Source organism: Pandoraea bronchicola, assembly GCF_902459805.1.
GTDB classification, from domain to species: Bacteria; Pseudomonadota; Gammaproteobacteria; order Burkholderiales; family Burkholderiaceae; genus Pandoraea; species Pandoraea bronchicola.
Window position 1 is genome coordinate 296,450 of record NZ_CABPST010000005.1, and the last position, 26,881, is coordinate 323,330.

General features: G+C 64.3%; 26 protein-coding genes and 4 tRNA genes. 14 read left to right on the forward strand and 16 right to left on the reverse strand.

What is annotated here, in order from left to right; all coding sequences use genetic code 11:
• Positions 1–113: 113 nt before the first annotated feature.
• Positions 114–198 (reverse strand) — tRNA-Leu (locus PBR20603_RS12895).
• A gap of 92 nt (positions 199–290) precedes the next feature.
• On the opposite strand from PBR20603_RS12895, the gene PBR20603_RS12900 reads away from it, so the two are divergent.
• The 6 genes from PBR20603_RS12900 to PBR20603_RS12925 all read left to right on the forward strand — a co-directional run bounded on the left by PBR20603_RS12900 (position 291) and on the right by PBR20603_RS12925 (position 5,380).
• Positions 291–488 carry a hypothetical protein gene (locus PBR20603_RS12900; RefSeq protein ID WP_150559902.1) on the forward strand — a complete coding sequence of 66 codons (198 nt, stop codon included), beginning with the start codon at positions 291–293 and terminating at the stop codon, positions 486–488.
• Positions 489–502: 14 nt separating this feature from the next.
• Positions 503–1,054: a chromate transporter gene (locus PBR20603_RS12905; protein ID WP_246174616.1), complete on the forward strand. Its 552-nt coding sequence runs from the start codon at positions 503–505 to the stop codon at positions 1,052–1,054.
• The gene (locus PBR20603_RS12910) at positions 1,051–1,575 is read left to right on the forward strand and encodes a chromate transporter (protein WP_150559904.1); all 525 of its coding nucleotides are present in this window, start codon (positions 1,051–1,053) and stop codon (positions 1,573–1,575) included. The genes PBR20603_RS12905 and PBR20603_RS12910 overlap by 4 nt, the downstream gene beginning before the upstream one ends.
• Positions 1,576–1,683: 108 nt before the next feature.
• Positions 1,684–3,000, forward strand: a complete 1,317-nt coding sequence (gene egtB / locus PBR20603_RS12915) for an ergothioneine biosynthesis protein EgtB (RefSeq protein WP_150559905.1) — start codon at positions 1,684–1,686, stop codon at positions 2,998–3,000.
• Entirely contained in the window at positions 3,000–3,992 is a 993-nt protein-coding gene (gene egtD, locus PBR20603_RS12920; RefSeq protein WP_150559906.1) for an L-histidine N(alpha)-methyltransferase, read from the forward strand. The genes egtB and egtD overlap by 1 nt, the downstream gene beginning before the upstream one ends.
• 560 nt (positions 3,993–4,552) lie before the next feature.
• Positions 4,553–5,380, forward strand: coding sequence for a DUF4088 family protein (locus tag PBR20603_RS12925; protein ID WP_150559907.1), 828 nt, complete (start codon positions 4,553–4,555; stop codon positions 5,378–5,380).
• A 50-nt stretch (positions 5,381–5,430) separates the two neighbouring features.
• Here PBR20603_RS12925 and PBR20603_RS12930 read toward each other — a convergent pair whose 3' ends face one another.
• The 3 genes from PBR20603_RS12930 to PBR20603_RS12940 all read right to left on the reverse strand — a co-directional run bounded on the left by PBR20603_RS12930 (position 5,431) and on the right by PBR20603_RS12940 (position 7,696).
• Positions 5,431–6,324, reverse strand: coding sequence for a DMT family transporter (locus tag PBR20603_RS12930; RefSeq protein WP_150559908.1), 894 nt, complete (start codon positions 6,322–6,324; stop codon positions 5,431–5,433).
• A 101-nt stretch (positions 6,325–6,425) separates the two neighbouring features.
• Positions 6,426–7,406 carry a hypothetical protein gene (locus PBR20603_RS12935; protein WP_150559909.1) on the reverse strand — a complete coding sequence of 327 codons (981 nt, stop codon included), beginning with the start codon at positions 7,404–7,406 and terminating at the stop codon, positions 6,426–6,428.
• Positions 7,403–7,696: a hypothetical protein gene (locus PBR20603_RS12940; RefSeq protein WP_150559910.1), complete on the reverse strand. Its 294-nt coding sequence runs from the start codon at positions 7,694–7,696 to the stop codon at positions 7,403–7,405. Before PBR20603_RS12940 ends, PBR20603_RS12935 begins: the two co-directional genes overlap by 4 nt.
• Before the next feature lie 233 nt (positions 7,697–7,929).
• On the opposite strand from PBR20603_RS12940, the gene PBR20603_RS12945 reads away from it, so the two are divergent.
• Positions 7,930–8,406 carry a nitrate reductase associated protein gene (locus tag PBR20603_RS12945; RefSeq protein ID WP_150559911.1) on the forward strand — a complete coding sequence of 159 codons (477 nt, stop codon included), beginning with the start codon at positions 7,930–7,932 and terminating at the stop codon, positions 8,404–8,406.
• Positions 8,407–8,436: 30 nt separating this feature from the next.
• Here the strand turns inward: PBR20603_RS12945 and garD are convergent, their stop codons facing one another.
• The gene (garD, locus tag PBR20603_RS12950) at positions 8,437–9,969 is read right to left on the reverse strand and encodes a galactarate dehydratase (protein ID WP_425495812.1); all 1,533 of its coding nucleotides are present in this window, start codon (positions 9,967–9,969) and stop codon (positions 8,437–8,439) included.
• Positions 9,970–10,424: 455 nt separating this feature from the next.
• Between garD and kdgD the strand changes: the two genes are divergently transcribed.
• Entirely contained in the window at positions 10,425–11,336 is a 912-nt protein-coding gene (kdgD, locus tag PBR20603_RS12955) for a 5-dehydro-4-deoxyglucarate dehydratase (protein WP_150559913.1), read from the forward strand.
• Positions 11,337–11,347: 11 nt separating this feature from the next.
• Entirely contained in the window at positions 11,348–12,922 is a 1,575-nt protein-coding gene (locus PBR20603_RS12960; RefSeq protein ID WP_150559914.1) for an aldehyde dehydrogenase (NADP(+)), read from the forward strand.
• A 119-nt stretch (positions 12,923–13,041) separates the two neighbouring features.
• Here PBR20603_RS12960 and PBR20603_RS12965 read toward each other — a convergent pair whose 3' ends face one another.
• The 7 genes from PBR20603_RS12965 to PBR20603_RS12995 form a co-directional block, all read right to left on the reverse strand.
• Positions 13,042–14,025 (reverse strand): anti-sigma factor family protein, encoded by a 984-nt coding sequence (locus tag PBR20603_RS12965; RefSeq protein ID WP_150559915.1) that lies wholly within the window; start codon positions 14,023–14,025, stop codon positions 13,042–13,044.
• Positions 14,025–14,588 carry an RNA polymerase sigma factor gene (locus tag PBR20603_RS12970; RefSeq protein WP_150559916.1) on the reverse strand — a complete coding sequence of 188 codons (564 nt, stop codon included), beginning with the start codon at positions 14,586–14,588 and terminating at the stop codon, positions 14,025–14,027. The genes PBR20603_RS12965 and PBR20603_RS12970 overlap by 1 nt, the downstream gene beginning before the upstream one ends.
• Before the next feature lie 177 nt (positions 14,589–14,765).
• Positions 14,766–15,158: a COG4315 family predicted lipoprotein gene (locus PBR20603_RS12975; protein WP_150559917.1), complete on the reverse strand. Its 393-nt coding sequence runs from the start codon at positions 15,156–15,158 to the stop codon at positions 14,766–14,768.
• 241 nt (positions 15,159–15,399) lie between these two features.
• A complete protein-coding gene (locus PBR20603_RS12980) occupies positions 15,400–16,299 on the reverse strand; it encodes an ABC transporter permease (RefSeq protein ID WP_343041934.1) in 900 nt (299 codons plus the stop codon).
• 53 nt (positions 16,300–16,352) lie between these two features.
• Complete coding sequence (locus PBR20603_RS12985) at positions 16,353–17,240, reverse strand: ABC transporter permease (RefSeq protein ID WP_150559919.1); 888 nt, start codon at positions 17,238–17,240, stop codon at positions 16,353–16,355.
• Positions 17,237–18,319 carry an ABC transporter ATP-binding protein gene (locus PBR20603_RS12990; RefSeq protein ID WP_150559920.1) on the reverse strand — a complete coding sequence of 361 codons (1,083 nt, stop codon included), beginning with the start codon at positions 18,317–18,319 and terminating at the stop codon, positions 17,237–17,239. The genes PBR20603_RS12985 and PBR20603_RS12990 overlap by 4 nt, the downstream gene beginning before the upstream one ends.
• 21 nt (positions 18,320–18,340) lie before the next feature.
• Positions 18,341–19,516 carry an ABC transporter substrate-binding protein gene (locus PBR20603_RS12995; protein ID WP_150559921.1) on the reverse strand — a complete coding sequence of 392 codons (1,176 nt, stop codon included), beginning with the start codon at positions 19,514–19,516 and terminating at the stop codon, positions 18,341–18,343.
• 311 nt (positions 19,517–19,827) lie between these two features.
• Here PBR20603_RS12995 and PBR20603_RS13000 point away from each other — a divergent pair, with 311 nt between their 5' ends.
• The 3 genes from PBR20603_RS13000 to PBR20603_RS13010 all read left to right on the forward strand — a co-directional run bounded on the left by PBR20603_RS13000 (position 19,828) and on the right by PBR20603_RS13010 (position 23,335).
• Positions 19,828–21,111 carry a glucarate dehydratase family protein gene (locus PBR20603_RS13000; protein WP_150559922.1) on the forward strand — a complete coding sequence of 428 codons (1,284 nt, stop codon included), beginning with the start codon at positions 19,828–19,830 and terminating at the stop codon, positions 21,109–21,111.
• Between the two features lie 65 nt (positions 21,112–21,176).
• The gene (locus tag PBR20603_RS13005) at positions 21,177–22,352 is read left to right on the forward strand and encodes a porin (RefSeq protein WP_246174618.1); all 1,176 of its coding nucleotides are present in this window, start codon (positions 21,177–21,179) and stop codon (positions 22,350–22,352) included.
• Between the two features lie 236 nt (positions 22,353–22,588).
• Positions 22,589–23,335, forward strand: coding sequence for a FadR/GntR family transcriptional regulator (locus tag PBR20603_RS13010; protein WP_150559923.1), 747 nt, complete (start codon positions 22,589–22,591; stop codon positions 23,333–23,335).
• A 19-nt stretch (positions 23,336–23,354) separates the two neighbouring features.
• Here PBR20603_RS13010 and PBR20603_RS13015 read toward each other — a convergent pair whose 3' ends face one another.
• Complete coding sequence (locus PBR20603_RS13015; RefSeq protein ID WP_150559924.1) at positions 23,355–23,981, reverse strand: pyridoxamine 5'-phosphate oxidase family protein; 627 nt, start codon at positions 23,979–23,981, stop codon at positions 23,355–23,357.
• Positions 23,982–24,073: 92 nt separating this feature from the next.
• Here PBR20603_RS13015 and PBR20603_RS13020 point away from each other — a divergent pair, with 92 nt between their 5' ends.
• A complete protein-coding gene (locus PBR20603_RS13020; RefSeq protein ID WP_217425962.1) occupies positions 24,074–24,892 on the forward strand; it encodes an AraC family transcriptional regulator in 819 nt (272 codons plus the stop codon).
• A 162-nt stretch (positions 24,893–25,054) separates the two neighbouring features.
• Positions 25,055–26,011, forward strand: a complete 957-nt coding sequence (locus tag PBR20603_RS13025) for a dienelactone hydrolase family protein (protein WP_246174620.1) — start codon at positions 25,055–25,057, stop codon at positions 26,009–26,011.
• 483 nt (positions 26,012–26,494) lie between these two features.
• Here PBR20603_RS13025 and PBR20603_RS13030 read toward each other — a convergent pair.
• The 3 genes from PBR20603_RS13030 to PBR20603_RS13040 all read right to left on the reverse strand — a co-directional run bounded on the left by PBR20603_RS13030 (position 26,495) and on the right by PBR20603_RS13040 (position 26,880).
• Positions 26,495–26,568 (reverse strand) — tRNA-Cys (locus PBR20603_RS13030).
• A 111-nt stretch (positions 26,569–26,679) separates the two neighbouring features.
• Positions 26,680–26,755 (reverse strand) — tRNA-Gly (locus tag PBR20603_RS13035).
• A 49-nt stretch (positions 26,756–26,804) separates the two neighbouring features.
• Positions 26,805–26,880: transfer RNA gene (locus PBR20603_RS13040), tRNA-Gly, on the reverse strand.
• Position 26,881 lies beyond the last annotated feature (1 nt).

Consider the following 26,881-nt stretch of genomic DNA (forward strand, 5'->3'; position numbering starts at 1 on the left):
CTTCGTTGAGCCGGCGCGAACTTTGTCGCCTGGAATCCCATGACAGCACCAATCAGACGAAATACGGCACGCGCCTGTCGCTGTGCTTAGCTTGATGTGGCTCGAAGCCTAAGTGGTACCGGGGACCGGACTTGAACCGGCAAGCCCGAAGGCGGCGGATTTTAAGTCCGCTATGTTTACCAATTTCATCACCCCGGCAAGGGCACGCATTCTAACATCCCCCACCGAGATACGTCAGTTGGGTATGATGAGAGTATGCACGCTATGCGCGCCCCAACGGAGATCGATCCATGCTGGAGAATCTCGACCGCATTGCCCTGTCGCTTGACGCCATCGAAGCCGCTGCCCGTGACGTCGCGCTGCAATCCCCCCAGAACGCGCAAGCCCTCTACACCGCGCTCATGGAAATCCGCAACGCCATCGCGCTCGTCGCTCAGGAAGTGGTTCGTCTCGAACACGAATTCCACGGCCCCGCCAGCAACAGCTAATCGTGGCGCCCCCTGTGCCCCGCCCCACCTGCTGGGAACTGGCCGTGGCCTTCGGGACCGTCGGCGCGACGGGCTTCGGCGGCGTGTTGCCGTGGGCGCGTCGCATGGTTGTGGATCAACGCCGCTGGCTGACGGACCAGGAATTCGTCGAACTGCTGCCGCTCGCACAACTGCTGCCCGGGCCGAACGTCGCCAACATCGCCACCCTGTTGGGACGCCGGTTTCGCGGACCGCGCGGTGCATTCGCCGCCGTTGCCGGTCTTTACTTCTGCCCGACCATCGTCATCATCCTGATCGGCTTCGCCTATGCGAAATGGGGGCAAACGCCTCTCGTCCAGCACCTGCTCTCCGGCCTCATGCCCGCCGCCACCGGGCTGGTGATCGCCACGGCACTGCGCCTGCTCGCCGGACTGCAACGACACTGGAGCACGCTGACCTTCGCCGCCGCCACCTTCATCGGCAGCTTCGTATTCGGCCTGCCTTTGCAACTCGTGCTGGGCGTGCTTGGTCCCTGCGCGATTCTCTGCGCCTATCGATTGGCGCGTCTGCGGCAACCCGCCCCATGAACACGCTCGTCGATCTCTTCCTGCACGGCTCGCTCTGGTCGCTGCTGGCTGTCGGCGGCACCAATGTCACCCTTGCGGATATATACCGCTACGCTGTCGAGACCCGCCACTGGATCACCGACGCCCAGTTCGTGACCTTCTTTTCGCTCGCTCAGGCCGCGCCCGGCCCCAACGGCATGGCCGTCACGCTGATCGGCCTGCAAGCCGCCGGATTGCCTGGCGCGCTGACCGCCACCCTCGCCAAATGTGCGCCGAGTTCGTTGCTCGCCTATCTCGTCGGCGGATGGGTCGACCGGCACGAACGCTCCCCTTGGGTGCGCGCCGTCCGGGCAGGCCTCGCACCGATCACCGTCGGTCTGCTCGCGGCCAGCAGTGCCGTGGTCGCGCGTGAAGTCGACGTCAATGTCGCGCGCGGGCTGGTAACGCTCGCAGCCGTCGTCATCACCTTGCGCACACGCTGGAATCCGCTGTGGCTCATCGCCACTGGCAGCCTGCTCGGCCTTACGGGCTGGCTGATGTGAGCGTTTGACCCCTAACCCCGGCCGCCCGCCCACGGTTACGAACCGTCACAGACGGGGGCGGCCAACCGGTCTACAATAGTCGGCACGTTTCACAACACGGTGTGTCCCATGACCCTCCCCTGTTGTACGTCGCAAGCCGAGGCGCCCTCCGGCACCTCCCAGAACACCATCCGCTCGCGCACTGCACGCGACGGCCTGCCGGTGCACGCACCGACGGCGCCCCAACCGCTGCATGCCCGCTACGATGCCGTGCGCGCCGCGTCGGTCGCCTTCGCACAAGGCCTCTCCGACGCCGATGCCACCGTGCAGTCGATGCCCGACGCGAGTCCCATCAAGTGGCATCTCGCTCACACCACCTGGTTCTTCGAGACGTTTCTGCTCGGCGAGTCGAACGTCCCGTCAGGCAGACGCTACGGCCCCTACGATCCGCGCTTCGCCTATCTCTTCAATTCGTACTACGAAGCCGCCGGTCCGCGCCATCCCCGCCCGCAGCGCGGCTTGCTCACGCGTCCCACGCTCGACGAGGTGCTGCGCTATCGCCAACACGTCGACGCCGCCATGCACGAGCGGCTACTGCACGCCGATCCGACGCCCGGCGTGCGCGCACTCATCACCCTGGGTCTGAATCACGAAGAACAGCATCAGGAATTGATGCACACCGACCTGCTGCATCTCTTCGCGCAAAATCCCCTGCGCCCAGCGCACCGTCATCCGTCGCCTGCCAACGAGATCGCCGTTGCGCTGCACTGGATTGCGCATGACGCCGGGCAGCATCGCATCGGGCACCCGGGCGACGCCGGCGGCCATTTCGCTTTCGATTGCGAAACCCCTGCACACGATGTGCTGCTGCGCCCCTTTGCGATCGCTTCGCGGGTCGTCACGAACGGCGAGTGGCGCGCGTTCATCGAAGACGGCGGCTATCGCATGGCGGGGCTCTGGCTGTCCGACGGCTGGGCAACGGTGCAACGCGAAGGTTGGGGACATCCGCTGTACTGGGAATTGCATGACGGCGAATGGCAGTCGATGACGCTCGCCGGCATGCAGCCTGTCGACGACAACGCCCCCGTGCGGCACGTCAGCTACTTCGAAGCCGACGCCTTTGCTCGCTGGGCAGGCAAGCGTCTGCCGACAGAACAAGAATGGGAGGTGGCAGCCTGCGCCGCCTCACCAACGCAGCCAGCGATGGCGCAATGTTATGGCCCGGTCTGGCAGTGGACGGCAAGTCCGTACGTCGCCTACCCGGGATTCCGGACGGCAGCGGGGGCCGTCGGCGAATACAACGGCAAGTTCATGTGCGGACAGTTCGTGCTGCGCGGCGGATCGCTCGCCACGCCGCCGGGACACTCGCGCGCCACGTATCGCAACTTCTTCTACCCGCATCAGCGCTGGCAATTCTGCGGCCTGAGGCTCGCGGAGGACCGCTGATGTCCCAAGCCACCCAAGCCAACGAAGCCACGGCGTTCGTTTGTCCGTCTCTGCCGGAAAACGCTTTCGCCACCGATGTACTCGCCGGTCTCGGCCACACCCCAAAGTCGCTGCCCAGTATTTGGCTCTACGATCAGCGCGGCAGCGAACTGTTCGAAGAGATTACCGGTCTCGACGAGTATTACCAGACGCGCACCGAAACGGTGCTGCTCGGCGAATGCGCCGCAGCGATTGCCGATGTCGTTGGACCTGACGCCGTCGTCGTGGAATTCGGCAGCGGCTCGAGCCGCAAGACCCCCCTGCTGCTCGACGCCCTCGTCACCCCGCGTGCCTACGTCCCCGTCGACATTGCCGGTGACTTCCTCGACGACGCGGTCGCCACCCTCTCCCGGCGATGCCCCGGCCTGCCGATGTTGCCGGTGCGCGCCGACTTCACCCGCCCGTTCCGCCTGCCGCCGCAATTACAAACCACGCAGGGGCCGCGGCTTGGCTTCTTCCCCGGCTCGACCATTGGCAATTTCGCGCCCGGGCAAGCCGCCGCGTTTCTCGCGCACGTCGGCAAGATGCTCGGCCCGCGTCGCCGGATGGTCGTCGGGGTGGATGCGTGCAAAGACCCGGCCGTGCTGTTGCCCGCCTATGACGACGCGCGCGGCGTGACCGCCCAGTTCGATCTGAATGTACTCGTACGCATCAACCGTGAACTCGACGGCGATCTGCCGCTCGACGCCTTCCGTCACGAAGCCCGCTTCAACGCGGGGGCGAGCCGTATCGAAATGCATCTGGTCGCACAACGCCCCTTTCAGGCAACCGTGCTGGGCCAGCGCTTCACATTCCTGACCGGTGAATCGATCCACACCGAGAACTCCTACAAATACGGTCAGACGGAATTCCGCGCCCTGGCCAGTTCTGCCGGGTGGGATATCGAGCGCGTCTGGCTCGACGCTCGCTCGCGTTTCGCCGTCTATCTGCTGCGCCCCGCCGCTGGCGGCTGACCCGCCCATGCCCCGGCCGCATCGCCCGGCACGTGGATGACATTGGCAATACCCAAGGTCATCCACGTGCAGCAGCGCCCCGGTAGGCCCCATTCCGCCCCATTCCTATCCGGCGCCTCCGGGCCGTCCTTCCCGCATGACGATCTGAACTTTTGGCCGATACCGCTAAAGTTCTGGCGGCGTCGTGCCGTTGATGCATGCAGACGCCTGCTGTGCACCCTGCGAAATGTGAATTCTGTCGGGACTGCCAGCGGCACGGTGATTCATTGGCGACGGATACGCTAGAATCGCCGCCATATTCGCCGGAGGATCAAGCACGCCGGGACGCCGGCAAGTGTTCCCTCCTGGCCATCTTCACAGCGCGCGGCCACGACCGCAGCGCACCGTTGACACGACGTATCGCTGCACATGACTTCACGCGCAATGGGGATGCACGTGGCACGAGCTTCGGCGGTAACGCCTGCTGCTCGCTGCACTCACACAGACGCTCGACTGGCGGGCGTGCGCTCGCGCGCGCCGTGGCTTCGCGCCATCGCCGCCACGTCAGGGAGCCTGCCACGATGAGCCGCATTTCGCTGACCCTCTCCGACACCGCGCTGGCCGATCTGCAAAAGGACTTCGACGCCTTCGTGCGCATCTCCGCCGCCGTCGACCGTCACTTCACACCCCCGCCTTTCGACGACTTCCTGCGCGCCCGTCTGCTCGACAGCACCGTGCCGCTCACCGAGGCCGCCGTCGCGCAATTGCTCGCGGGTGGTCACTATGCATGGGCCAAGCGTACGTTCGACAAGCAGTTCCCGGACGTCGTCTCGATCATCCTGAATCAGGCGCGTCAGCATGGGTTCTATTTCGTGTCCCGCCCCGAATGGACGCGCGAAGACATGTCGCGTCAGGCAAGCCGCTGGGCCGAAGGCATTGTGCGCGAAGCGAAGGGCGAGGAACGTATCGTGGAGTCGCTCGCCGGGCAGATCGTGAGTTCGGCACAAGACCTGCGCACACTCGAAGCGACGTTGCAGACACCGGCATGGCGCACCGCATCGGTACTGCGCGAGCGCGTGTTCGAAGCCAAGCGCAGCGTGGAGACAGCTCGGTCGCTGCAAGCGCGCGAAAAACTCGGCGAGTTGCGGGCACTCCTCGATCTGGCCGTGATCTACGGTTCAGTCGGTGCTCAGGAGGCCGAACAGATTCTGGACTATCTGCGCGTGCTACGTCCCGAGTTGTTCAATGACGACCCGAGCGTCTTCGAGCGCTTTGCCGCGTGGCTGCGACGTCTGCTGACGCCGGCCATGCCGCGTCCGGCAGCCGTGCAGGAAGCGTTGCCGCCCAGCGCGAGCGTAGATGCGTCGCATCCGAACGCCGACACACTGCAATCTCCCCTCACGCGCTGACGGCCGGACGGCGCGGATGCGCTCGCCCCGAGCGCCGTCCGACGCAACACTTACCGGTTGAAGATCAGCGCGACGCCCGCGCTTGCGATCAGCGCGCCCCACCAGGCACCCGCCGCCGGACGCTGCCGCGTGCGCAACCACAGCAATGGCAACACCATGACCGGCGTGGTCGCCGAAAGCGTCGCGATGACGCCCGTGTTACCGTGCCCCATGCCGTAAAGCAGCAGCGTCATGCCCACCGCCACGCCGACAAAGCCAGAGGCGGCCGTCAGCGCCAGCGTGCCCGGCGTGAAGGCCGAGAAGATAGCGCGTCCGCGCCGCGCGGCGACCATCGTAAGCCCCAACGCCGACACCCCCACGCGCACCGCCGACGCCCCCACCGGATCGACACCTGCAGCCATGACCGGCTTGGCAATAAGCGTGCCGATGGAATGGCACAGTGCCGCCGTCAGGCCGATCGCAACGCCCACGCGCACGTCGCCACGCACTGACTCCCAGTGGTGCGCATCCTCTCGACGCCCGCCGAACGCGATGGCCAGCGCCACCCCCGCCGTCACCAGCGCAACGCCAGCCATGGCGCGCCAGCCGAGCGCCTCGCCGAGCCAGAAATAGCCGAGCACGGCGGTCATCGGGGCATTCGTCGCGAAGATGATGGAGTTACGCCGCGGCCCGAGACGGCCGAGCGACGTGTAGAGAATCGTGTCGCCCACGAGAATGCCGATCAACCCCGACGCCGTGAGCCGCAGCCACTGCTCCAGCGTCAGCGACGGCCAGCCGCGCAACACCGCCAGCGCGATGAGCAGCATCGCGAAGACCAGCAGCATGCGCGCGTAGTTGAAAGGGAAGGAACCGGCCTGTCGCACAGGCGTGATGGCGATCATGCCGCTGCAGGCCCAGCAAAGCGCGGCGCCGAGTGCGGCGAGGTAAGCGAGTTGGGTTGTCATGGTCAGGGGGCGGACGGCGCGGGGTCGCAACCGCCCCCGCCGTTGGGACGCCATTATACGAGTCGCATGCCCCGTTCGGGGGCATGACTCGCGCCCTGACCTCAGATATCTTCGTCGAGACGATGCAACGCGTCGAACATCTCACGGTAGGCCGCCGCAACGCCATAGGCGCCTCGCAACATGCGCAAACGAGATGCGACGTCAGGCTCGCCGGCCTCCTCCACCCATTGCGCAAGTAACGACGTGCCGCCGCAGACGCTCGCATCGTGCCGCGCGTGGGCACCGACTGCCGCGAAACCCTCGGCGGCTGACGGATACCGCTGCGCCATAGCCTCGAATTGCGCCTCGATCTCGCTGGCCGCACGCACCGTTGCCGGGGCCTGACTAAGCGCACAACAGCCGACGTAGGTCGGCATGTCGCCCGCCGCGTCGATGATGAAGTCGATTAGCGCATGAGTCGCGTCGAACGCGCCGCTGTCGAGGAACGTGCGCGCCGTCGGGCCGCAACGCAGAAGTCCGGCGGCGAGCATCGTCGCCTGCCCGCGCTGCTCGCGGTACTGACGCAACAACAACGGACGCAGCGCCGCGTCGGTGCAGCGCTCGACGGCAATGCGATTGTGAACGTCCGCCCCGGCCGCGCGATGATAGTGCTGCGCGAGAAACGCCAGCACCTGGATGTCGCTCGATTCGCCCGCCAGAAAGCGTGCCCAGAACGGTGCGGCAAAAATACCGCGCACCCAGTCATCGCAAATCTGCCCGAACGCCGGAACGATATCGTGACGTGTTGCCGGCAGCACATGCGCCAGCGATTCGTCGATGAGCTTTGCGAGCCACGTGCCCGGCACCGGCGCTTCTGCAAGCAGCAATCCATGCCGCAGACGGTCGAGCCAGACGGTAATATCGGCAGGCGCCCCGTGCAACGTGCAGGACACTTCGTGCGACGACACGGTGACGGCCTGCGCATCACTCGTCCATCGCGCATGCGGCGACACGATAACCCATACGGCCTTGGCGGACGCCTCCGGCGTGGGTAGCGACGTGGATGCAGGGCAAGCCACCGATGAAACGACCGGGGCACTCATCGGACGATGGCCCCCAGCAACATCACCCACGCGGGATCGATGCGCCGCACAACCTCCACACGAAGCGCCTCCGTCTCCTCGTTCAACGTCAGGCCCGGTACGCTCTGTATCGCGCCCGCGGCACTGCGGCATGCAGCACGCCCCTTGGCGCGTGACAACTGACGCGTTGCCTTGCCAGGCGAACGGGCGGTGCCGCCTCCAGCGGTCAGCGTGCGCGCTTGCGCCCCCGAGGGGGACTCGAGCACGACAGGAAGAAAAGGAAAAGGTGACGGCGGTGCATTGGACGGCATGTCGGCTCCTTTCGAGATGGCGAAGGTTCAGCATCGGTTGCCATCCTGAACGGCAAACGCCTACATTCACGCTCAAACCGACAATTTTGAGACTATTCCCAAGAACCAGACCCATCGTCCCCGGAGCATCGGACGCGTCGCCACGAAATACAGGCGGCGAAATGCCATGCGTGGGCGTTAGCTCACTTGAAGTACCATGGTTGTTTCCGATGGTGCTCCCGGGAGCGACTCTCATGCATCTTTATCAGCGTCTGCCTATCTTTGTTTTCGAGATCGAAGCCTGCGAGAACCTGACGTTCATCACGATGGCGATTCGCTTCAATCTGGATCGTAACGGACTACACCTGTCGCTGGCCGATTGGCAGCGTCTGCCGCAAGAAGCGCGTGAAACGCTGGCGTCCTGCATGCCGGGTGACGAGGATTTTGCCGCGCGCCTCGATGAGATTGCGCGCCACCATCTCGGGCAAGCGGTCGGGCGCAGTGTCGACCCTGCCCCGAGCGCGTGGCAGGATTCGAATGCGCTGCCGCCGGGACTACTCAAGCAATGCGAACTGGCCGACCTGCTGCCGCCCGATCTCGGCGACTGGGCCACGCTCACGCCCTTCCGCCGCTATGTGCTCACGAAGCTCTCGCGACGCGACACACTCAATCACTGCTTCGTCCCCGCCATGCTCGAGTTCGGACTCGCGCGCACGCAAGCCGAACTCTGAGACGCGCGCCGCCGAGCTCCGGCCGCCGGATCAGGTCACCGGCGCCGGATTGAACAGCGTCAGCGCGTTGTGCAACCCCCAACGTTCGGCCCAGGTCTTTTCACCGCTCGCCACGGCGAGCATCAGGTGAAAGAGTTGCCAGCCGATGTCTTCGATCGTGGCGTCGCCCGTCGCGATACGGCCCGCGTCGACATCCATCAGATCGTGCCAGCGGCGCGCCAGATCAGAGCGCGTTGCCACCTTGATCACGGGCACCTCGGCCAGTCCGTACGGCGTACCCCGGCCAGTCGTGAAGACGTGCAGATTGATGCCCGCCGCGAGTTGCAGCGTGCCGCAGATAAAGTCGCTCGCTGGCGTGGCCGCGTAGATCAGACCACGCTGATGCGCACGGTCGAGTTTGGCGCCGGGGGCGACCACGCCGTGAATCGGCCCCGTGCCGGACTTCACGATCGACCCCATCGCCTTTTCGACGATATTGGACAACCCGCCGCGCTTGTTGCCCGGCGTCGTGTTGGCGCTGCGGTCCACGCGTCCGCGCTCGAGATACGCGTCGTACCACGCCATCTCCCGAATCATCGCTTCGGCGACTTCCGGTGTCGCCGCGCGCGAGGTGAGCTGATCGATGCCGTCGCGCACCTCGGTGACTTCGGAGAACATGACCGTCGCCCCGGCGCGCACGAGCAGATCCGTTGCAAAGCCCACGGCCGGGTTCGCGGTGACACCGGAAAACGCATCGCTGCCGCCGCACTGCACGCCCACGATCAATTCGGATGCCGGTACCGTCTCGCGTTGCCGTGCGTTGAGCCGCGCCAGATGCGTGCGGGCCATCGCCAGAATCGAGTCGATCATCGACAGGAAGCCGACGTGCGCCTCGTCCTGCAAGCAAACGGTGTCGGGCTTTCCCTCAGCCCCCGCACTCCCGATGGGAATGCTGCCCGCAGGCAGAAGCCGCTCGGGCTGGAGTTTCTCGCAGCCGAGACTTACCACCATCACCTCGCCGCCGAAGTTCGGGTTCGTAGCGATGTTGCGCAACGTGCGGATCGGCACGATGGCGTCCGGGGCATCGATGGCGACGCCGCAGCCGTAGGTATGTTCCAGCGCGACCACGTCGTCGACATTCGGATACTGCGGCAGCAACGTCTCCTTGATTCGTTTGACGGCAAATTCGACCACGCCGGCAACACATTGCACCGTGGTGGTGATCGCGAGGATATTGCGCGTGCCGACCGAGCCGTCGGCGTTGCGATAACCCTGAAACGTGAAGCCCTCGAGCGGCGGTAACGCTGCGGGCACCCGCGTACTGATCGGCAGACGATCCAGCGACGGCGCCTCGGGCATGTTCAGATTGCGCTCGTTGACCCAACTGCCTGCGGGCAACGCCCGCGCAGCGTAGCCGATCACCACGCCATAGCGAACCACCGCCGCGCCCTCGGCCAGATCCGCCAGCGCGACCTTGTGCCCCTGCGGCACGGCGTCTACCAGCGTGAGCCCGTCGGCAAACCGGCTCCCGGCAGCCAAACCGCCGTCGTTCACGACGATGGCGACGTTGTCGTCTGCCTGCATCCGGATATAGCGCGGCACGTCCTTCGCCGCTTGTCCCGGTTCGCCCGCCGCCGTGCGGGCCGTGTCCGTCGTCGATGCCATGTTGCTCACTTCCTCCCCCTGCTCTCCTGATGCGACGCAACGTCCGCACATGTCGATGTGTGCAATTTGCCACGCCTCTCAACCCATTGTCTCGATCATCCGCCACTGTCGTTGACGTTGGCTCAACCAGCCGTCACTTATGCGTCATCATACATCTAGATGCCCGGTTGCGCGCGTGCCCGAGAGGCTTCACGGTAATCAGGAAAAACCCTTTCCAATGCTTTTGCGGGTTTATCCCACTGCCATTCGGCCGGACGCCCTCTTGTCCGACCCGATGACATGTTATACGATGACATATAACTCAGCGCCGAGCGCTGGTTGAGCGCCTTTTTCCCACATCGAATCCGGCCCTACGGCCGACAGGAACGCTTGAAATGACCGCACCTCAAGAACTGAAGCAGATCGTCTCCGACGGCTTGTTGTCTTTCCCCGTGACCGACTTCGACGCCAACGGCGACTTCAATGCGCGTGGCTATGCGGCCCGTCTGGAGTGGCTGGCACCGTTCGGCGCGACGGCGCTGTTCGCGGCCGGCGGCACGGGCGAATTCTTCTCGCTCACGCCGCAGGATTACAGCGCCGTGATCAAGACGGCCGTCGACACCTGCGCAGGCAAGGTGCCGATTCTCGCCGGCGCGGGCGGCCCGACCCGCATGGCCGTCGCGTACGCTCAGGAAGCCGAGCGCCTTGGCGCGAAGGGGGTGCTGCTCATGCCGCATTACCTGACCGAAGCGAGCCTGGACGGCATTGCCGCTCACGTCGAACAGGTCTGCCGTTCGGTGAACATCGGCGTGATCGTGTACAACCGCGCCAATTCGAAGCTGGGTGCCGATGAGCTGGAGCGTCTCGCCGAGAAGTGTCCTAACCTGATCGGCTTCAAGGACGGCGTGGGCGACATCGAACGCATGATGCAGATTCGCCGCCGCATGGGCGAGCGCTTCTCCTATCTGGGCGGCCTGCCGACGGCCGAAGTCTATGCCGCAGCCTATCGAGCGCTGGGTGTGCCGGTGTACTCGTCGGCCGTCTTCAACTTCATCCCGAAGACGGCAATGAAGTTCTATCGCGCCGTGTGCGAGAACGATCAGGAGACGATGGGCCATCTGCTCGACACGTTCTTCCTGCCGTATCTGGAGATTCGCAACCGTCGCGCGGGCTACGCCGTGAGTATCGTCAAAGCGGGCGCGAAGCTCGTCGGGCACGATGCCGGTCCGGTGCGCACACCGCTGACCGACCTGCTGCCCGATGAACTCGACGCGCTCAATGCGCTGATCAAACAAGTCGAAGGCTGAGGAGAAAGCGCATGCAGATCACCGGCGAGATGTTGATCGGCCGCGCCGACGTGCGCGGCAGTGCAGGTACGCTTGAGGCGTTCGATCCGTCGCGCGGCGAGCGGCTGACACCGGCGTTCGGTGCAGGCACCGTGCAGGATGTGGCGCGCGCGTGCCAACTGGCGGGCGCCGCGTTCGATCCATTCCGAGCGCTGCCGCTGGCCAGGCGCGCCGAGTTTCTGGAGGCCATCGCACAGGCGATTCTCGATCTGGGCGACGCCCTCATCGAGCGCGCCCATGCCGAGACCGGACTCCCGATCGCCCGCCTGCAAGGCGAGCGCGGGCGCACAGTCGGCCAGTTGCGGATGTTTGCCCGCGTGGTGCGTGACGGCCATTTCCTCGACGCCACCATCGATCCTGCCCAGCCCGCGCGTGAACCGCTACCGCGCAGTGATCTGCGTCTGGCAAAGATCGGTCTGGGCCCCGTGGCGGTATTCGGCGCGAGCAACTTTCCGCTGGCGTTCTCGGTGGCGGGCGGCGACACGGCATCGGCACTCGCTGCTGGCTGCCCGGTGATCGTCAAGGCGCACTCCGCGCATCTGGGAACCTCGGAACTCGTGGCGCGTGCCATTCGCTCCGCCGTGCAGAAGCTCGGCCTGCCCGAAGGCGTGTTCTCGCTGCTGGTGGGCGAGCGCGCCGTCGGAGAGGCGCTCGTCGCGCATCCGGCAATGGCCGCCGTGGGCTTCACCGGCTCTCGCAACGGCGGCCTTGCCCTGCAACGTATCGCTCAGGCGCGCGCCGTGCCGATCCCCGTCTATGCCGAGATGAGCAGCATCAATCCGGTGTATTTGCTGCCCGAAGCACTGGCCGCACGTGGCGACGCGATGGCCAAGGGCTTCGTCGATTCGCTGACGATGGGTGTCGGCCAGTTCTGCACGAACCCCGGGCTGGTCCTCGGCATCGCGGGCGACGCGCTCGATCGCTTCTGCCGCTCGGCCGCTGAAGCGCTCACGGCGAAGTCCGCAGGCACGATGCTGACGCCGGGCATTCATCAGGCGTACGACAAGGGCGTGGCACGACTGGCCGGCGAGCCGAACGTATCGGTGCTCGCACGCGGTCAGTCCGGTGAAGGATGTCAGGGGCAAGCCGCGCTCTTTCGCACGACGGCGGCCGAATTCCTCGCCGCGCCAGCGCTGCATGACGAAGTCTTCGGGCCGGCGTCGGTGGTGATTGCTTGCGATACGGTGGACGAGATGATCGCGATCACCGAACGCCTGGAAGGGCAACTCACGGCAACGCTGCAACTCGACACGGGCGATACCGCGACGGCACGCCGCCTGCTGCCGAGTCTGGAGCGCCGCGCCGGACGGATTCTCGCCAACGGCTTCCCGACCGGCGTCGAGGTGTGTCATGCAATGGTGCATGGCGGCCCGTTCCCGGCCACCTCGAACGCGATGTTCACGTCGGTGGGCGCGACCGCCATCGACCGGTTCCTGCGCCCGGTGTGCTATCAGGATCTGCCCGACGCCCTGTTGCCCGAAGCCCTGCAAGAAGGCAATCCGCTCGGCCTGTGGCGGCTTCGCGATGGCGCCCTGTCGCAGTCGTGACCTCGGCACGCGCCCGGCACAGCGAACGCAAGTACTGAAACGGCAAACGCCCTCGGATTCGAGGGCGTTTTGTCATTGGGGCAACCTGCCAAAGCGTCGAGAATGCGGCTATCGAGCGACTACGAAGCCGAATGCCCTCGTGCAATCCCGGGCAGCATCAACAGACCGTACAACGGCGCGACAGGCCCGTCCGAAAGCGCCTTGGCCACACCCTTGAGGTCTACCGAGCCGGGTGCGCCGATGAGGGCGTAACCGACCTGCCCCTTGCGCCACGTCACCACCCCCATCCGGTCGATTTGCTGCTCCGCCACCCCTTGATCCGGACGCGGGTCGCGCACCACGCACAACGCAATGGGATCGCCCGTCTGCGGCAGGTACACCATTTGCACCAGGGCCCGGTCCTGCCAACGCAAGCGTTGCACACGCTTGAACGTCAGCCCCTGCGAGCGCAGATCGGGAACGTTGATATCGAGCTTGTCGTTTTGACGAATATCGTTGACGGTGCGCTCGGTGTCGCTATCGTCGACCCTCACGGACGCGATCGTGTCCCGCGCATAGAGCTGCTGGTATTCGGCTGCGGCCCGTACCCACGTGGTGCCTTGCGGCGACTTCGGCGGCGGCGCAGAGGCGGTCGTGAGTCCGCCATTGCCCGCCCGCGGCTTGTTCAACATCCCCGGCAGCAACGGCAAGGTGACGACGGTCGCCGCCACGCCTGCGGCAAACGCCGCAACGAGCCACCCCGCGCGAACGCGTCGTCCGACAGGGGAATCGTTGGCGGCTGGCAGGTTGTGCGCCTCGTCGATACGAAGGGGTGCGGCTGACTCGAGCGGCGTCGCGACATCGGCTGCGTTCGCCTCCCCCGGCATCTGCCGCAACGCATGGGCACGCAGCAGGGCATGGAGATTGGCGCTCAGGCTTGCCGGCACCGGCGGAATGACTTGCGCGGCAAACGTCTCGCGATAGGGCAGACGCGATGCGCGCAACGACTCGACCGCGTCGGTCAATTCGGGTGATGCGGTAATGGCAGCCTCCACTGCCGGCCGCTCCGCAGCGCAGAGTGTGTCGTCGACGTACGCGAGCAGGCGGATATCGTCTTCGTTCATCACGCGTCCTCCTCACATGCGCCGGACGCAGGGCCGGCACTGTCGGCACGGCGGGGTTGCCCCTCTGGGTTGCGGAACTGATCGCCGATGGTGCGGCGTGCGCGTGACAAGCGGCTCATGACCGTACCGATAGGCACGTCGAGCACGAGCGCCGCCTCCTGATAGCTCAGCCCCTCCACGGCGACGAGCAACACGACGAATCGCTGCGCTTCCGGCAGACGGTCGACGGCGCCGAACACCTGGTGATAACTGGCAAGGTCTTCAGGCGTGGACGCCTGAAGATCCGGGACCGCTTCGACGTCGGCGTCTTCCCACGCCAGGCTGCCGCGCGAACGAACGCGGCGCGCGCGGATCTCGTTGATCCAGGTGGTATGCACGATGCGGTACATCCAGCTCAATGCCGAGGTGCCTGGCTGCCACTGATGTGCGCGCTCGAGCGCATGCACGCAAGCGCGTTGCACGAGATCCTCGGCATCGTGGCGATCGCCCGTGATACGCAGCGCGAACGCCCATAGGCGTGGCAGCAGGCCCGGGAGCAAGCTGGGCAAATCCTGACCGGTCATCGGCGAATTTCCTGGCGGAGGGTGCCTGGCGGCGAGCCAGTCCAAAGCATCGCCAGCGGAAACTGCCGGCGCCTGCCGCGAAATTATACTGAGCCGCCGCGACTTTGCCTCTTGCCGCGCGGCCGGCCGGAACGCCAACACCCTCTTGCTCCCCGTCAGTGCCGCCCATGCCCTCGCTCAGGGCTTGACAGCGTGCCACATGTCCTTGAAGCCATCGCCCTTCATGTCGCCGGGCGCGGCGTCTTTCGTGAACAGGTAGACCGGCTTGCCCTTGTAAGCCCATTGCATCTTGCCGTCGTCGCGCGTGATCACGGTGTAATCGCCCTCGGCTTTTGCGCCCGGCGCCGCCGTCACCGGAGGCCAGGCTTCAGCGCACGGACCGTTACAGGCGCTCTTGCCACTGCCGGCCACGTCCTTGTCAAACGTGTAGACGGTACGGTTCTGACCATCGACCAGCATGCCGCCCATGGCTTTGAGCGGGGTTTCGGCGTGCGCAGCGGCAGCGGTGAAGAGACCTGCGGCGGCCACGACTGCGGTAAGCATGGCGGACATCGATTGACGTTGGTTCATGACGTTGGCTCCTGAGTGAAATGTCGGTGACGACACTCTCAGAACGCCCGGGCCACGCGCCTTATTCCATTGAATTCCATCGATATGTTTCGTTGCGACGCAACAATCGGGCAGCGCTGTCTTCGCCAGACACCGCATGCCCATGCAAGTCGCTTCAACGGATCGTTGACGGCGAGGGCGAACCTTCGGGAACTGCGGACGGCCTTCGTCGTTTCGAAGGACCGCGCAGCTCCCACCCCCTTTACTCGCCCTTCGGCGCTTCCTTGACGCGGCTGACCAACTGCGTGGGACTCACGAACTGCAATGCAATGAGCACCCAGAGCAGGGTGATGGCCATGTAGATCATGGCCATCGCGTCGATGGACTGTGGTGCCCGCACCCCGGTCGAGAACACTGCGTAATAGAGCGCAACGACCAGCGTCTGCGTATCGGGCCCCGCCGTGAAGAACGTCAGCTCGAACATGCCGATGGTGCGCACCAGCGTCAGCAATCCGGCCGCGAGAATGCCCGGCACCAGCAATGGCAGCAGCACGTGCCGGAAGTACTTCTGCGTGTTGGCGCCGAAGATACGCGCAGCGGCTTCGAGATTCGGGTCAATCTGCTCGATGAACGGCGTCATCACCAGAATCACGAACGGTAGCGATGGCACGAGGTTCGCGAGAATCACACCCGCGAGCGTGCCCCCCAGCCCGACCTTGTAGAGCACCGTCGCCATCGGAATGCCGTAAGTGACAGGCGGCACCATCATCGGCAGCAGAAACACGAGCATCGCGAGACGCTTGCCAGGGAACTGCACCCGCGCCAGCGCATACGCCGCGGGCACACCCAACGCGATCGACAACAGCACGACGGCGCCCACGACTTCGACCGTGACCCACAGCACCTGGGCAAGCTGGAAGTCTTGCCATGCCTGCGCGTACCAATGCAGCGTGAAGCCCTCGGGCAAGGGCGTGCCGAACCAGCGAGTCGCGAAAGAGTTCGTCGTGACGGTGGCGATCATCAGCCCGACATTCACGAGGAAGAAGATCATCGCACCCCACACCAGCACGCGCCATAGTCGCGAGCCCGGTCCTTCGCGACGCATCTTTCGACGTGCCGCGGGCGTCACCGCTGCCGCACTCACGGGCGAAGGCGTCGTCATGAAATCTCCGTTCTGCACGGCCAGGGTTCCGGCCAGATTCTTGTCCGTCACGCTCATCCCTTGCCTCCCGTCGTCGGTCCACTGTAGAACGCCCGGCGCGCGCCGAGCATGCCCGCCACGATCAGCAACTGAACGAAACCCATCACGATGGCAACGCATGACGCGAGCGAGTAGTCATAACTCTCGAACGCCGCTTCATACGCTGCGATCGACACCACTCGCGTCGCACCCGCCGGCACGCCGAGCAGCACGGCCGATGGAAACACCGAGAACGCCTGCACGAACGACAGGCACGCGGCCATCGTCAGTCCGGGCACCAGCAAGGGCAGATAGATCAGCCGGAACTGCTGCCACGACCCAGCGCCAAGCGTACCGGCTGCACGTGCGAGCGTGGGATCGATGCCTGTCACGTACGACAGGATCAGCAGGAAGGCGAACGGAAAGCCCGAGATCACCAGCGAGATCAATACCCCCCAGTAGTTATGCGTCAGACGCACTTCGTCGCTGTACAGGTGGAGTGCGTGCAATGCCTGCGGGAACCAGCCGTTCGGACCGTAATACGTCAGCATGCCGTCGGCGATGAGCACTGTGCCAAGCGTCACCGGCACCACGAGCAGCATCGTCACGAACTTAGAAGCGCGGGTGCTCTTGCGCAGCGCGAAGGCCGCCGGAATCGATGCGCCCACATTGATCAACGTCGCGGGCACCGCGAGCTTGAGCGTGATGAGCACTGTCGGCCACAGCGTCGGTTCAGTGAAGAACTTCAGATAGTTCGCGAAGACACCACCGCCCTCCATCGGCTGGAACGACAGAAACAGTCCGTAGGCGAACGGGTACACGAACATCGCGATCAGGCACACGAGCGCCGGGGCGACCAGCCAGCCCCGGCCGTCGAAGCGCGGGGCCGGTGTGAGCGACGCGGAAGTCGCGGCGGCACTCATGCCCGTTCCCCAGCGTAGACGAGCGTGCGATCGGCCGGCACATGAAGCGGCACACGTTCTCCGATGGCGTAGTCGCCGGGCAAACGTGCATAAAGCGGGCCGAACGGCGACGCCACACGCAACAGGGAATCGCGGCCACCGTACTCGACAGTCTCGACCACCACTTCGAAGGCGTTGTCGTTGGCGGCCTGCGCGCGTTCGAAATCGTCGGGACGAATCGCCACGCTGACCTTGCCCTCAGCGCCGGGCGACTCCATGAGCACGCCATCGAACGAGGCGCCACCGCACGACAAGCGCGCGTGATCGCCCTGCGCCGACGTAATCGACACGTCGAGCACGTTGCGATAGCCCATGAAGCGCGCCACATGCAGATTGCGCGGACGGCAGTACACATCGCGCGGCGCCCCGATCTGCTGCACCACGCCCTCCTTCATGACCACGATGCGGTCGGCCATGGACAGCGCTTCGTCCTGATCGTGCGTGACGTAGATCGTGGCGCGGTCTAGCTTGCCGTGAATGCGACGGATCTCGGCGCGCATCTCGATGCGCAACTTGGCATCGAGGTTCGAGAGCGGCTCGTCCATCAGCACGACGGGCGGCTCGATCACGATGGCGCGAGCAATCGCCACACGCTGCTGCTGCCCGCCCGAGAGCTGCCCCGGCAGCTTGCGCTCGTGCCCCACGAGCTGCACGAGTTGCAACGCCGCCCGGGCACGCTTCTCGATCTCGGCGCGCGACACACCGCGCATGCGCAGGCCGAAGCCAACGTTATCGAGCACGCTCATGTGCGGGAACAGGGCATAGTTCTGGAAGACCATGCCGAAGCCGCGCTTCTCGCTCGGCAGCACGTCGATGCGTTCGTCGTCGAGCCAGATCGCGCCGCCGGTCAGCGGCGTGAGTCCGGCAATACAGTTGAGCGCCGTCGATTTGCCGCACCCTGAGGGCCCCAGCAGCGCAATGAACTCCCCTCGCTCGATGGTCAGGTCCAGGCCGTTCAGGGCGGCCACGGACTGTCCCTCGGCGTTGGTGAAACTACGCGCCACGTTATCGAGGCGCAGGTGTTGAAAGTTGTGCTTCATACGCGACTCCGATCGCTCCGGTCACTTCGATTTCAGCGAGCCGATCTCGGCATCCCACTTCTGGAACGCCGCCACCATCGCCGTCGCATCGAGCGGCACGGCGTGCGGGAAGTCGGCGATGAGCTTCGCGTATTCCGGACGGCCGTACTTCGCGATCACTTCCTGGCTCTTTGCCGGTGCGGCGGACAGCGGCACGTCCTTCACGGCAGGGCCCGGATAGAAGTAGCCGTCGTCATACGTGAGCGCTTGTTGTGCCGGCTCGAGCATGAAGTTGATCAGCTTGACGATGACATCCATCTTCTCTTTCGGAACCCCCTTGGGCACAACGATGTAATGCGCATCGTTGACCCACGTGAACTTGTCGAACGACTGCACCTTGAAGGTCGCCGGCACGATACCCAGCGCGCGCGGATTGATGTCCCAGCCCGTGACGGTCACGGTCATGTCGCGGCTGCCCTCACCCAGTTCCTTCATCACGGCCGACGTGCCCCCCGGGTAGTACGGAATGCACGTGTCGAGTTCCTTCAGGAACGCCCACGTCTTGTCCCAGCCCTTGACCGGATCGTGCGGATCCTTGTCGCCCAGCAGATACGGCAAGCCCATGAGGAACGTGCGGCCCGGACCCGAGTTGGCCGGACGCGCATAAATCAACTTGCCGGGATTCGCCTTGCACCACGCAAGCAGTTCGGCAGGCGTCTTCGGCGGGTTGCTCACTTTGGCCGGGTTGTATTCGACGAGGGGGCCCGCCGGCATGAACGTCACGGTCAGACCGTAGCCCTTCGAGAGTTCCTGCATGGCGCGCACGTTCGGCGCGTATTTGTCGAGCACGCCCGGAAACTTCGCGCTGTAGTCGGGCAGCAGGCGCTGCCAGAGGTTCTGCTGGATACCGGCGGCGAGCGCGTCGGTGCCAGTGAGCACGATGTCGATGTCGGAACGGCCGGCGGCTTGCATGGCCTTGATCTTGCCCGGCAGTTGCGGGGCAGGCGCATTGGTGAACGTGATCTTCGAGACGAGATCCGGGTACTTGTCGCGGAATGCCTCGAAGCCCTTCTGCGTCAGCGCCAGGTTGCCTGCGACGTCAACGACGTTCAGTGCGACCGGCGCAGCGGTTGCGGTGCTCGCGATGCTTCCCAGTGCGGCGGCACATGCCAGCGCGCCAAGCGTGCGTTGCCAGAATCCCCTGCGGCTAAAGGCCATGCTGTCTCCTCTTATGAGTTGAATTTCTCGTAAGTCATCATATGACTCAAGTGATGAATTTGCAATCGGAAGACATGCCCAAGCGCCTCAGAGATTTCCCTAAGAAATCGAAACACCCGCGTATTTCCTTGTGTTTTCAGGCGATTTTCTCGGAATATTTTCTCGTCCGTCAGGGATTACACCGATAGAGAGGTGCCCTAAGCGTCACCTAAATTACGGCCAGTCATACGATGACGTAAAAGTGACGCTCATCAACGCACATTGCGTATTCGTCCATTGCCTGCCTCTGCGAAGAAAAGGAATTAGCCGCCGTGAAAATCCAGCGCATCACGATCACTCCGATTGCTTTTCGCGACCCGCCGCTACTCAACGCCGCCGGCATTCACGAGCCGTATGCCCTACGGTCGATCATCGAAATCGAGACCGATAACGGGCATGTGGGGTTGGGCGAGACGTATGGCGACGCACCGGTCCTGGCGTTGCTTGAGAACACCCGCTCCCACCTGATCGGCATGGACCCGTTCGATACCAACGGCCTGCGTGAGCGCGTGGCGGCGGTGGTGCGTCAGGGCGTTCGCGGCGAGCGCGTGGCGTACGAACTCGCACCGGGCACCGACCCGCGCAAGGACGTGGAGAAGATCTATTCCGCGTTCGAAGTGCCGTTCCTCGATTTGCAGGCGCGTCATCTGGGTATTGCTCTGGTCGAATTGCTCGGCGGCGCGGTCCGTCAGGAAGTGCAGTACAGCGCGTATCTGTTCTTCAAGTACGCGCACCACATCGACGCGCCGGCGACCGGCTATCCCCCCGACGGCTGGGGCGAAACGCTGAACGCCGAACAACTCGTCGCGCAGGCTCGCACGATGATCGACACCTACGGCTTCGGCAGCATCAAGCTCAAGGCAGGCGTGCTCGATCCCGCAGAGGAAGTGAAGTGCCTCAAGGCGCTCAAGCGCGCGTTCCCGGACAAGCCGCTGCGCATCGATCCGAACGGCAACTGGTCGCTCCCTACGGCCATTGCGATGGGACGCGAACTCGCCGGCGATCTCGAGTATTACGAAGACCCCACGCCCACGCTCGAAGGCATGGCGGAGCTGCACCGCGCCACCCGCATGCCACTCGCCACCAACATGGTGGTGACCGATCTACGTCAATTCCGCGAAAACGTGCGTCTGAATGGCGCGCAGATCATCCTTTCCGATCACCACTACTGGGGCGGATTGCGCGACACGCAACTGCTCGCGCGCATGTGCGAGACGTTCGATCTCGGTTTGTCGATGCACTCGAACTCGCACCTCGGCATCAGCCTCATGGCGATGACGCACCTCGCCGCGAGCGTGCCGCGCCTGTCGTACGCCTGCGACACGCACTACCCGTGGCAAGCCGCAGACGAGGAAGTCGTGCGCGGCGGCAAGATCGCCATCCGCAACGGGGCAGTCGCCGTGACAAAAGCACCGGGACTTGGCCTCGAAATTGATCAGGACCAGTTGGCCAAGCTGCACGAGCAGTACCTGCGCTGCGGACTGCGCACCCGTAACGACGCGGTACAGATGCGCAAATACCAAGCCGACTGGAGCGGCAAGGCACCCCGTTTTTAGCACCAGTGAGCACGCAGCAACGTTTCAAGCGAAGTCCAACAAAACACATCACAAAAGGAGAAGTCGTGAGACATTCGAAACTGTTTGCCGGGCTAGTATTGGCCGGTCTCGCCGCCGGCGCCGTACCGGCGTTCGCGCAGTCGAACGTGACCCTGTACGGGATCGTCGACGATGCACTGACCTACAGCAGCAACCAGAACGGCAAGTCGAACACCTACTTGCGTAACGGCAACCTCGCGGGCAGCCGCTGGGGCCTGCGCGGCACCGAAGATCTTGGCGGCGGCACGAAGGCGCTGTTCCAGTTGGAGAACGGCTTCGACGTCAACAGCGGCGCGTTCAGTTCGTCGGGCGTGATGTTCAATCGTCAGGCGTTCGTCGGCCTGAAGAACGACCAGGTCGGCACGCTCACCATTGGCCGTCAGTACTCGCCGTACTACCTGATGGTCGGCACCATCGGCCCCGTCGCATATGTGACGGGGGCGACCGGCGCGCACCCGGGCGATATCGACGGTCTCGATACGACGATCCGTATCAACAACTCAGTGACGTACACCTCGCCGGTCCTGTGGGGCGTGACGGCCAGCCTGCAATACGGCTTCGGGGGACAGGCGGGCGCATTCAGCAAGGGCAACACCTATTCCGGCGCACTGCGCTACGACGGCGGCCCGCTGTCGTTGGCCGCCGGCTATCTGCGGCTGAATAACGCGGGGGGCACCGGCACGAGCTGGAACGGGGCGTCGACGGGGGTGCCCGGTGCGTCGGCGGTCAATCAGGGCTATCTCTCCGCCGATACCTTGCAGCACATCGCCTTTGCCGGCATCTACACGATCGGCAGCGTGACGCTGGGCGCGAGCTACAGCAACGTGCAGTACAAGCCGGGGGCAGCCTCGCTGTTCCACGACACCGCGATCTTCAACACGGCGGGCGTGCATGCGTCGTGGATCGCGTCCCCGCAATGGCGCCTGGCGGCGGCGTACAGCTACACGGCAGCGTCGAAGGCCAACGGCATCAACGATTCCGCCACTTATCATCAGGTCTCGCTCGCGCAGGTGTATTCGCTCTCGAAGCGCACGTCGCTGTACGCGCTCGAAGCGTGGCAGCACGCCAACGGCAAATCGCTCGCGGCGAACGCCACGAGCATCATCAATGCCGGTCCGGTGGTAGGCGACTCGCAGAACAGCACGCCGTCGGCAACGAGTTCGCAGTTCGTCGGCATGTTGGGGATTCGGGTCGATTTCTGACGCCTGTCCGCCTGTAGCAACGCTGTCCGGGCCGGCGCCGTCCAGGTGCCGATCCAGACAGTCATGAGTGATCGCGAGAAGTCGCACGAGGTTGTGCTTTGGGCCGCCAATGCCCGGCAGTCATTGAGGTGTGGCATTGGCGGTCGATTCTTATCGGTTGTCGTATGTATGCGACGGTCGATAAGGTAAACTGGGGGCGAGTTTCGTCACCCACAATTCCAACCGACGCCATGTCCATGAACAGCCCGTTGCCCGCACGTCCTCGCCGCAAGTCTCGCAGCCTCACGGAAGAGGTCGTGAGTGCCTTGTCCGAGCAGATTCGCAGCGGCACGTTCCGCCCGGGCGACAAGCTGCCGACCGAGTCGGCCATCATGGAAAGCCTCGGGGTGAGCCGCACCGTTGTCCGCGAAGCGATTTCGCGGCTGCAGGCGGGCCAATTGGTGGAGACGCGTCACGGCATCGGTACGTTCGTACTTGAAGCGCCGCGCGAGAATTCCCTGCAGGTCGACACCAACAGCATTCTGACGATGCTCGACGTGATGGCGATTCTGGAGCTGCGGATTTCTCTGGAGACGGAAGCGGCAGGTCTGGCAGCGAATCGCCGCACCGATACGCAACTCAAGCTGATGCGTCAGGCGCTGGATGACTTCGAGATGCACGTTCGTCAACGCACCGGCAACGCCGTGACGGCCGACGTCGCCTTCCATCTGCAAGTGGCGAATGCAACCGGCAACCGCTATTTCCACGACATCCTCGAACAGCTCGGCAACACGATCATTCCGCGTACGCGCGTGAATTCGGCGGCGCTCGCCGACGACGATCAGGTGTCGTATCTCAATCGCGTGAATCGCGAGCACGAAGACATCTACAACGCCATCGCCCGTCACGACCCCGAAGCGGCTCGCGCCGCAATGCGCACTCACCTCACCAACAGCCGCGAACGTTTGCGCCGCGCGCAGGAATCGGCCAACCCGCAGGGGTAAGCCGGATCGCCCGGCGGCGTCAATACAGATCGCCGCGCACCGCGCGGTAATACCCTTCGTCCATCGCGCTAGCCGTGGCTTTGTCCATGCCTGTCAGCGCGGCCTTCATGTCGCCCATCGACGGCACCGCGTTGCGGTCGAGTTGGGATTCGGCACGCCATAGCTTTGCCCGGTTGATCGCCTTGCCACAGTGAAACAGCACTTCGTCAATGGTCACGACGATGGCGGTCTTTGGCGTGCGCTCCCCTTCCTTCAATCGATCGAGCAGCGCAGGCTCGACACGGATCTGCGCATGGCCGTTGATGCGCATGAAGACCTCCAGCCCCGGAAACAGAAACAGCATGCCGATGCGGTTGTCCTCGGTCAGGTTGCGCAGCGAAGCGATGCGGTTGTTGCCCGGCCAGTCCGCAAATGCGACGGTCTTCTCGTCAAGCACCCTGACGAATCCCGGCTCCCCGCCGCGCGGGGAAGCGTCGAGGCCCTGGGCACTTCCCGTTGCCAGACAGAAGAAGGTGGCGACATCGAGATAGGCGACGTGAAACGGCAACAACCTCGGCATGACGCCCTTGACGATCATCTCCGACGGCGGATCGTAGCGTTGATCGAGATCGACGGCGGACAGCGTGGGCAGATTGGAATGCGACATATGAACGCTCCTTCGGAAACATGCGCCGAGCATATCGCGCCGATCATTGGCGCTGATAGACTATTGACGCCATTTAATAGCGCAATGAAGCCATGAGTTTGCCTGAGCATCTGAAACCGAAGATGGAGCGCGTGCATCGCATGGGGATGCAAGATCCGGCGTTGATCGCGCTGGTCGGGCGAGACAGCGAGCCGCGTGTCTCTCAGACGCACCAACACACGTCGGGACAATTGCTCGGGCTGTTCAACGGGTTGCTTACCGTTCGCACGAGCCTGGGTGCCTGGGTGATTCCGACGACACGTGCCGTCTGGGTGCCGCCCAACGTCCCCCACGCGGCGTTTTCTCACGGCCCCTTTTACGGCTGGGCGGTGTACGTTCGGCCAGACCAATGCGAGAGGTTGCCCGAGCAACCGCGAGCCATCGAGGTGTCGGGTTTGTTGCGCGAAGGCGTCGTGCGCGCAGCGCAATGGGATCTGGGCACACCTGACCGGGTGCAGACCAACGTCATCAACGTGATACTCGATGAGATCGCCGTCAGCCCCGCTGACGCGTTCCGTCTGCCGATGCCCAGCGATGTGCGCCTGCGGCGCATCGCCGCCGCCCTCGTCGACAACCCTGCCGACGCGCGCACGCTCGATGCCTGGGCAACGTGGGCGAACACTGCGCCGCGCACGGTGAGCCGGCGTTTCGTTGAGGAGACGGGGCTGACATTCACGGCGTGGCGTCAACGGGCACGGCTGCTGCGGGCGCTTGAGCTGCTGGCATCGGGGCAACCCGTCGGGACGGTCGCACTCGACCTCGGGTACGAGAACGTGAGCGCCTTCATCGCGCTCTTTCGTCGCACGTTCCACACCACGCCGGGACGGTACTTTGCCGCCGATTCGACGGACCTCATCGAGGCGACAGGCTGACGATCTGAGCGACCGGATCGACACCTGTCCATCAGTCGTTCGCATGAGTGCCGCCGCCCCATGCCGCGAAGTAGTATGAGCGCCAGTCTGCGCGTCCAATGACGGCCGAGGTACCGCCATGAGACACCATGCACGCACCAAAACACGGGGGCACATATCACCATGAAACGTTTCGCCGCACGCTCACAACACCGCGCAGGATGGCTTTTCGCCCTCCTTCTGGCGATGCCCTTCTCCGGCATCTCGACGGCTTTTGCCGCCACCGACGACGCCGCCGTTCACGCGACGCCGACTGCCGCTGCCGCAGATCCCGCACCGGAAATCGTGTCCGTCGTGGTGCCGGGTGCGGGCACCTTCGGCGGCGATGTCGCCATGCATACCGAGGTCTACAAGCCGTCAGGCAATGGGCCGTTCCCTGTGCTCGTCTTCGAGCACGGCCGCGCCTCCGATGCCCTGGTCCGCGCCAAAATGAATCAACCGATTCTCAAGGGACATGTGCGTTACTGGCTCGCCAAGGGCTTCGCCATCGTTGCACCGGTTCGCGTTGGCTATGGCTCGACGGGAGGGCCGGATCGCGAGAACTCGGGGGCATCGTTCGACATGCAGGGCCGATGCACACGCCGTCCTGACTTCGAGAAGCTCGGCAAGGTCACGGCGGAAGCGAATCTCGCCGCCGTGAACTGGGTTCGTGCGCAGCCGTGGGCGAACAAGGAGCGCATCGTGCTCGAAGGTCGCTCGGTCGGCGGCTTCACCACGGTGGCCACGGCCGCTACCAACCCGCCCGGGGTAGTCGGCTACATCAACTTCTCGGGAGGGGCGGGGGGCATGCCCGAGCGCGCGCCGGGACACAGTTGCGATCCGGAACAGATGAAAACCGTCTACGGCGAATTCGGCAAGACGACGAAGATCCCCGGTCTCTGGCTCTATGCGCACAACGATCAGTACTGGGGCCCCGACGCACCCCAGCAATGGTTCGATGCGTTCGCCGCGTCGGGCAGTCCCGCGCAGTTCGTCCACACGGAAGACTTACCCGGCCACGACGGCCATCTGCTGCTCACCTATGGCGGGAAGATGTGGTCGACGTCAGTCGACAAGTTCGTCAAGCAACTTGGCTTCTGAGGCTGCAGCGTTCATCCGCGCGTGACCGGTTCGCCGGCATCGATACGATTGCCGCCGGGATCGGCGACCACGAAACATCGCATTCCGAAATAGATGTCGGGCGATTGAAGCGCGAGGCAACGTGCCGTTTCTTCACTTGCGAGATGACAACACGTCGGCGATCACGTGTGCGGGTGGCTTGGGTGCATGACGCGTCTGACATTTCCGCCGAATCGGCGGGGGGCGCGACAACAGTTGTATTAATCGCAGTTTCGGCGGCGCAGCGCAAGGAAGATACTTCACTCAACAGCTCACGCAATACGGCGCAGAGCGACTCTCAAGGAGAAACACCATGCCGATCGTCCCCGCCCTCATGTATGCCGCCGAGTACGCTTTCCAGGGTTTGATCTTGCTGTCGAGTGCCGCGCCCCTCTTCCAGTGAGCCGGGATGTCACTGTGACGCAGAAAAAGAAAAAGCCCTGACAAGTCAGGGCTTTTGAATTTTGGAGGCGGGAGTCGGAATCGAACCGGCGTACACGGCTTTGCAGGCCGCTGCATGACCACTCTGCCATCCCGCCATCAGGTATGCCGCATTGTAACCGCTCGATGTTGCCATCGAAGGCGCCCGTCGGATCGATCGCCGTGGGCTTTCGGCAAATAAAAAGGGAAGCCAGGCTTCCCTCTGGATTTGGAGCGGGAGACGAGTCTCGAACTCGCGACCTCAACCTTGGCAAGGTTGCGCTCTACCAACTGAGCTACTCCCGCATGACACCGAACACCAAGGATCAACTCACTCAATGCCCAGTGTGAAAACTGGAGCGGGAGACGAGTCTCGAACTCGCGACCTCAACCTTGGCAAGGTTGCGCTCTACCAACTGAGCTACTCCCGCA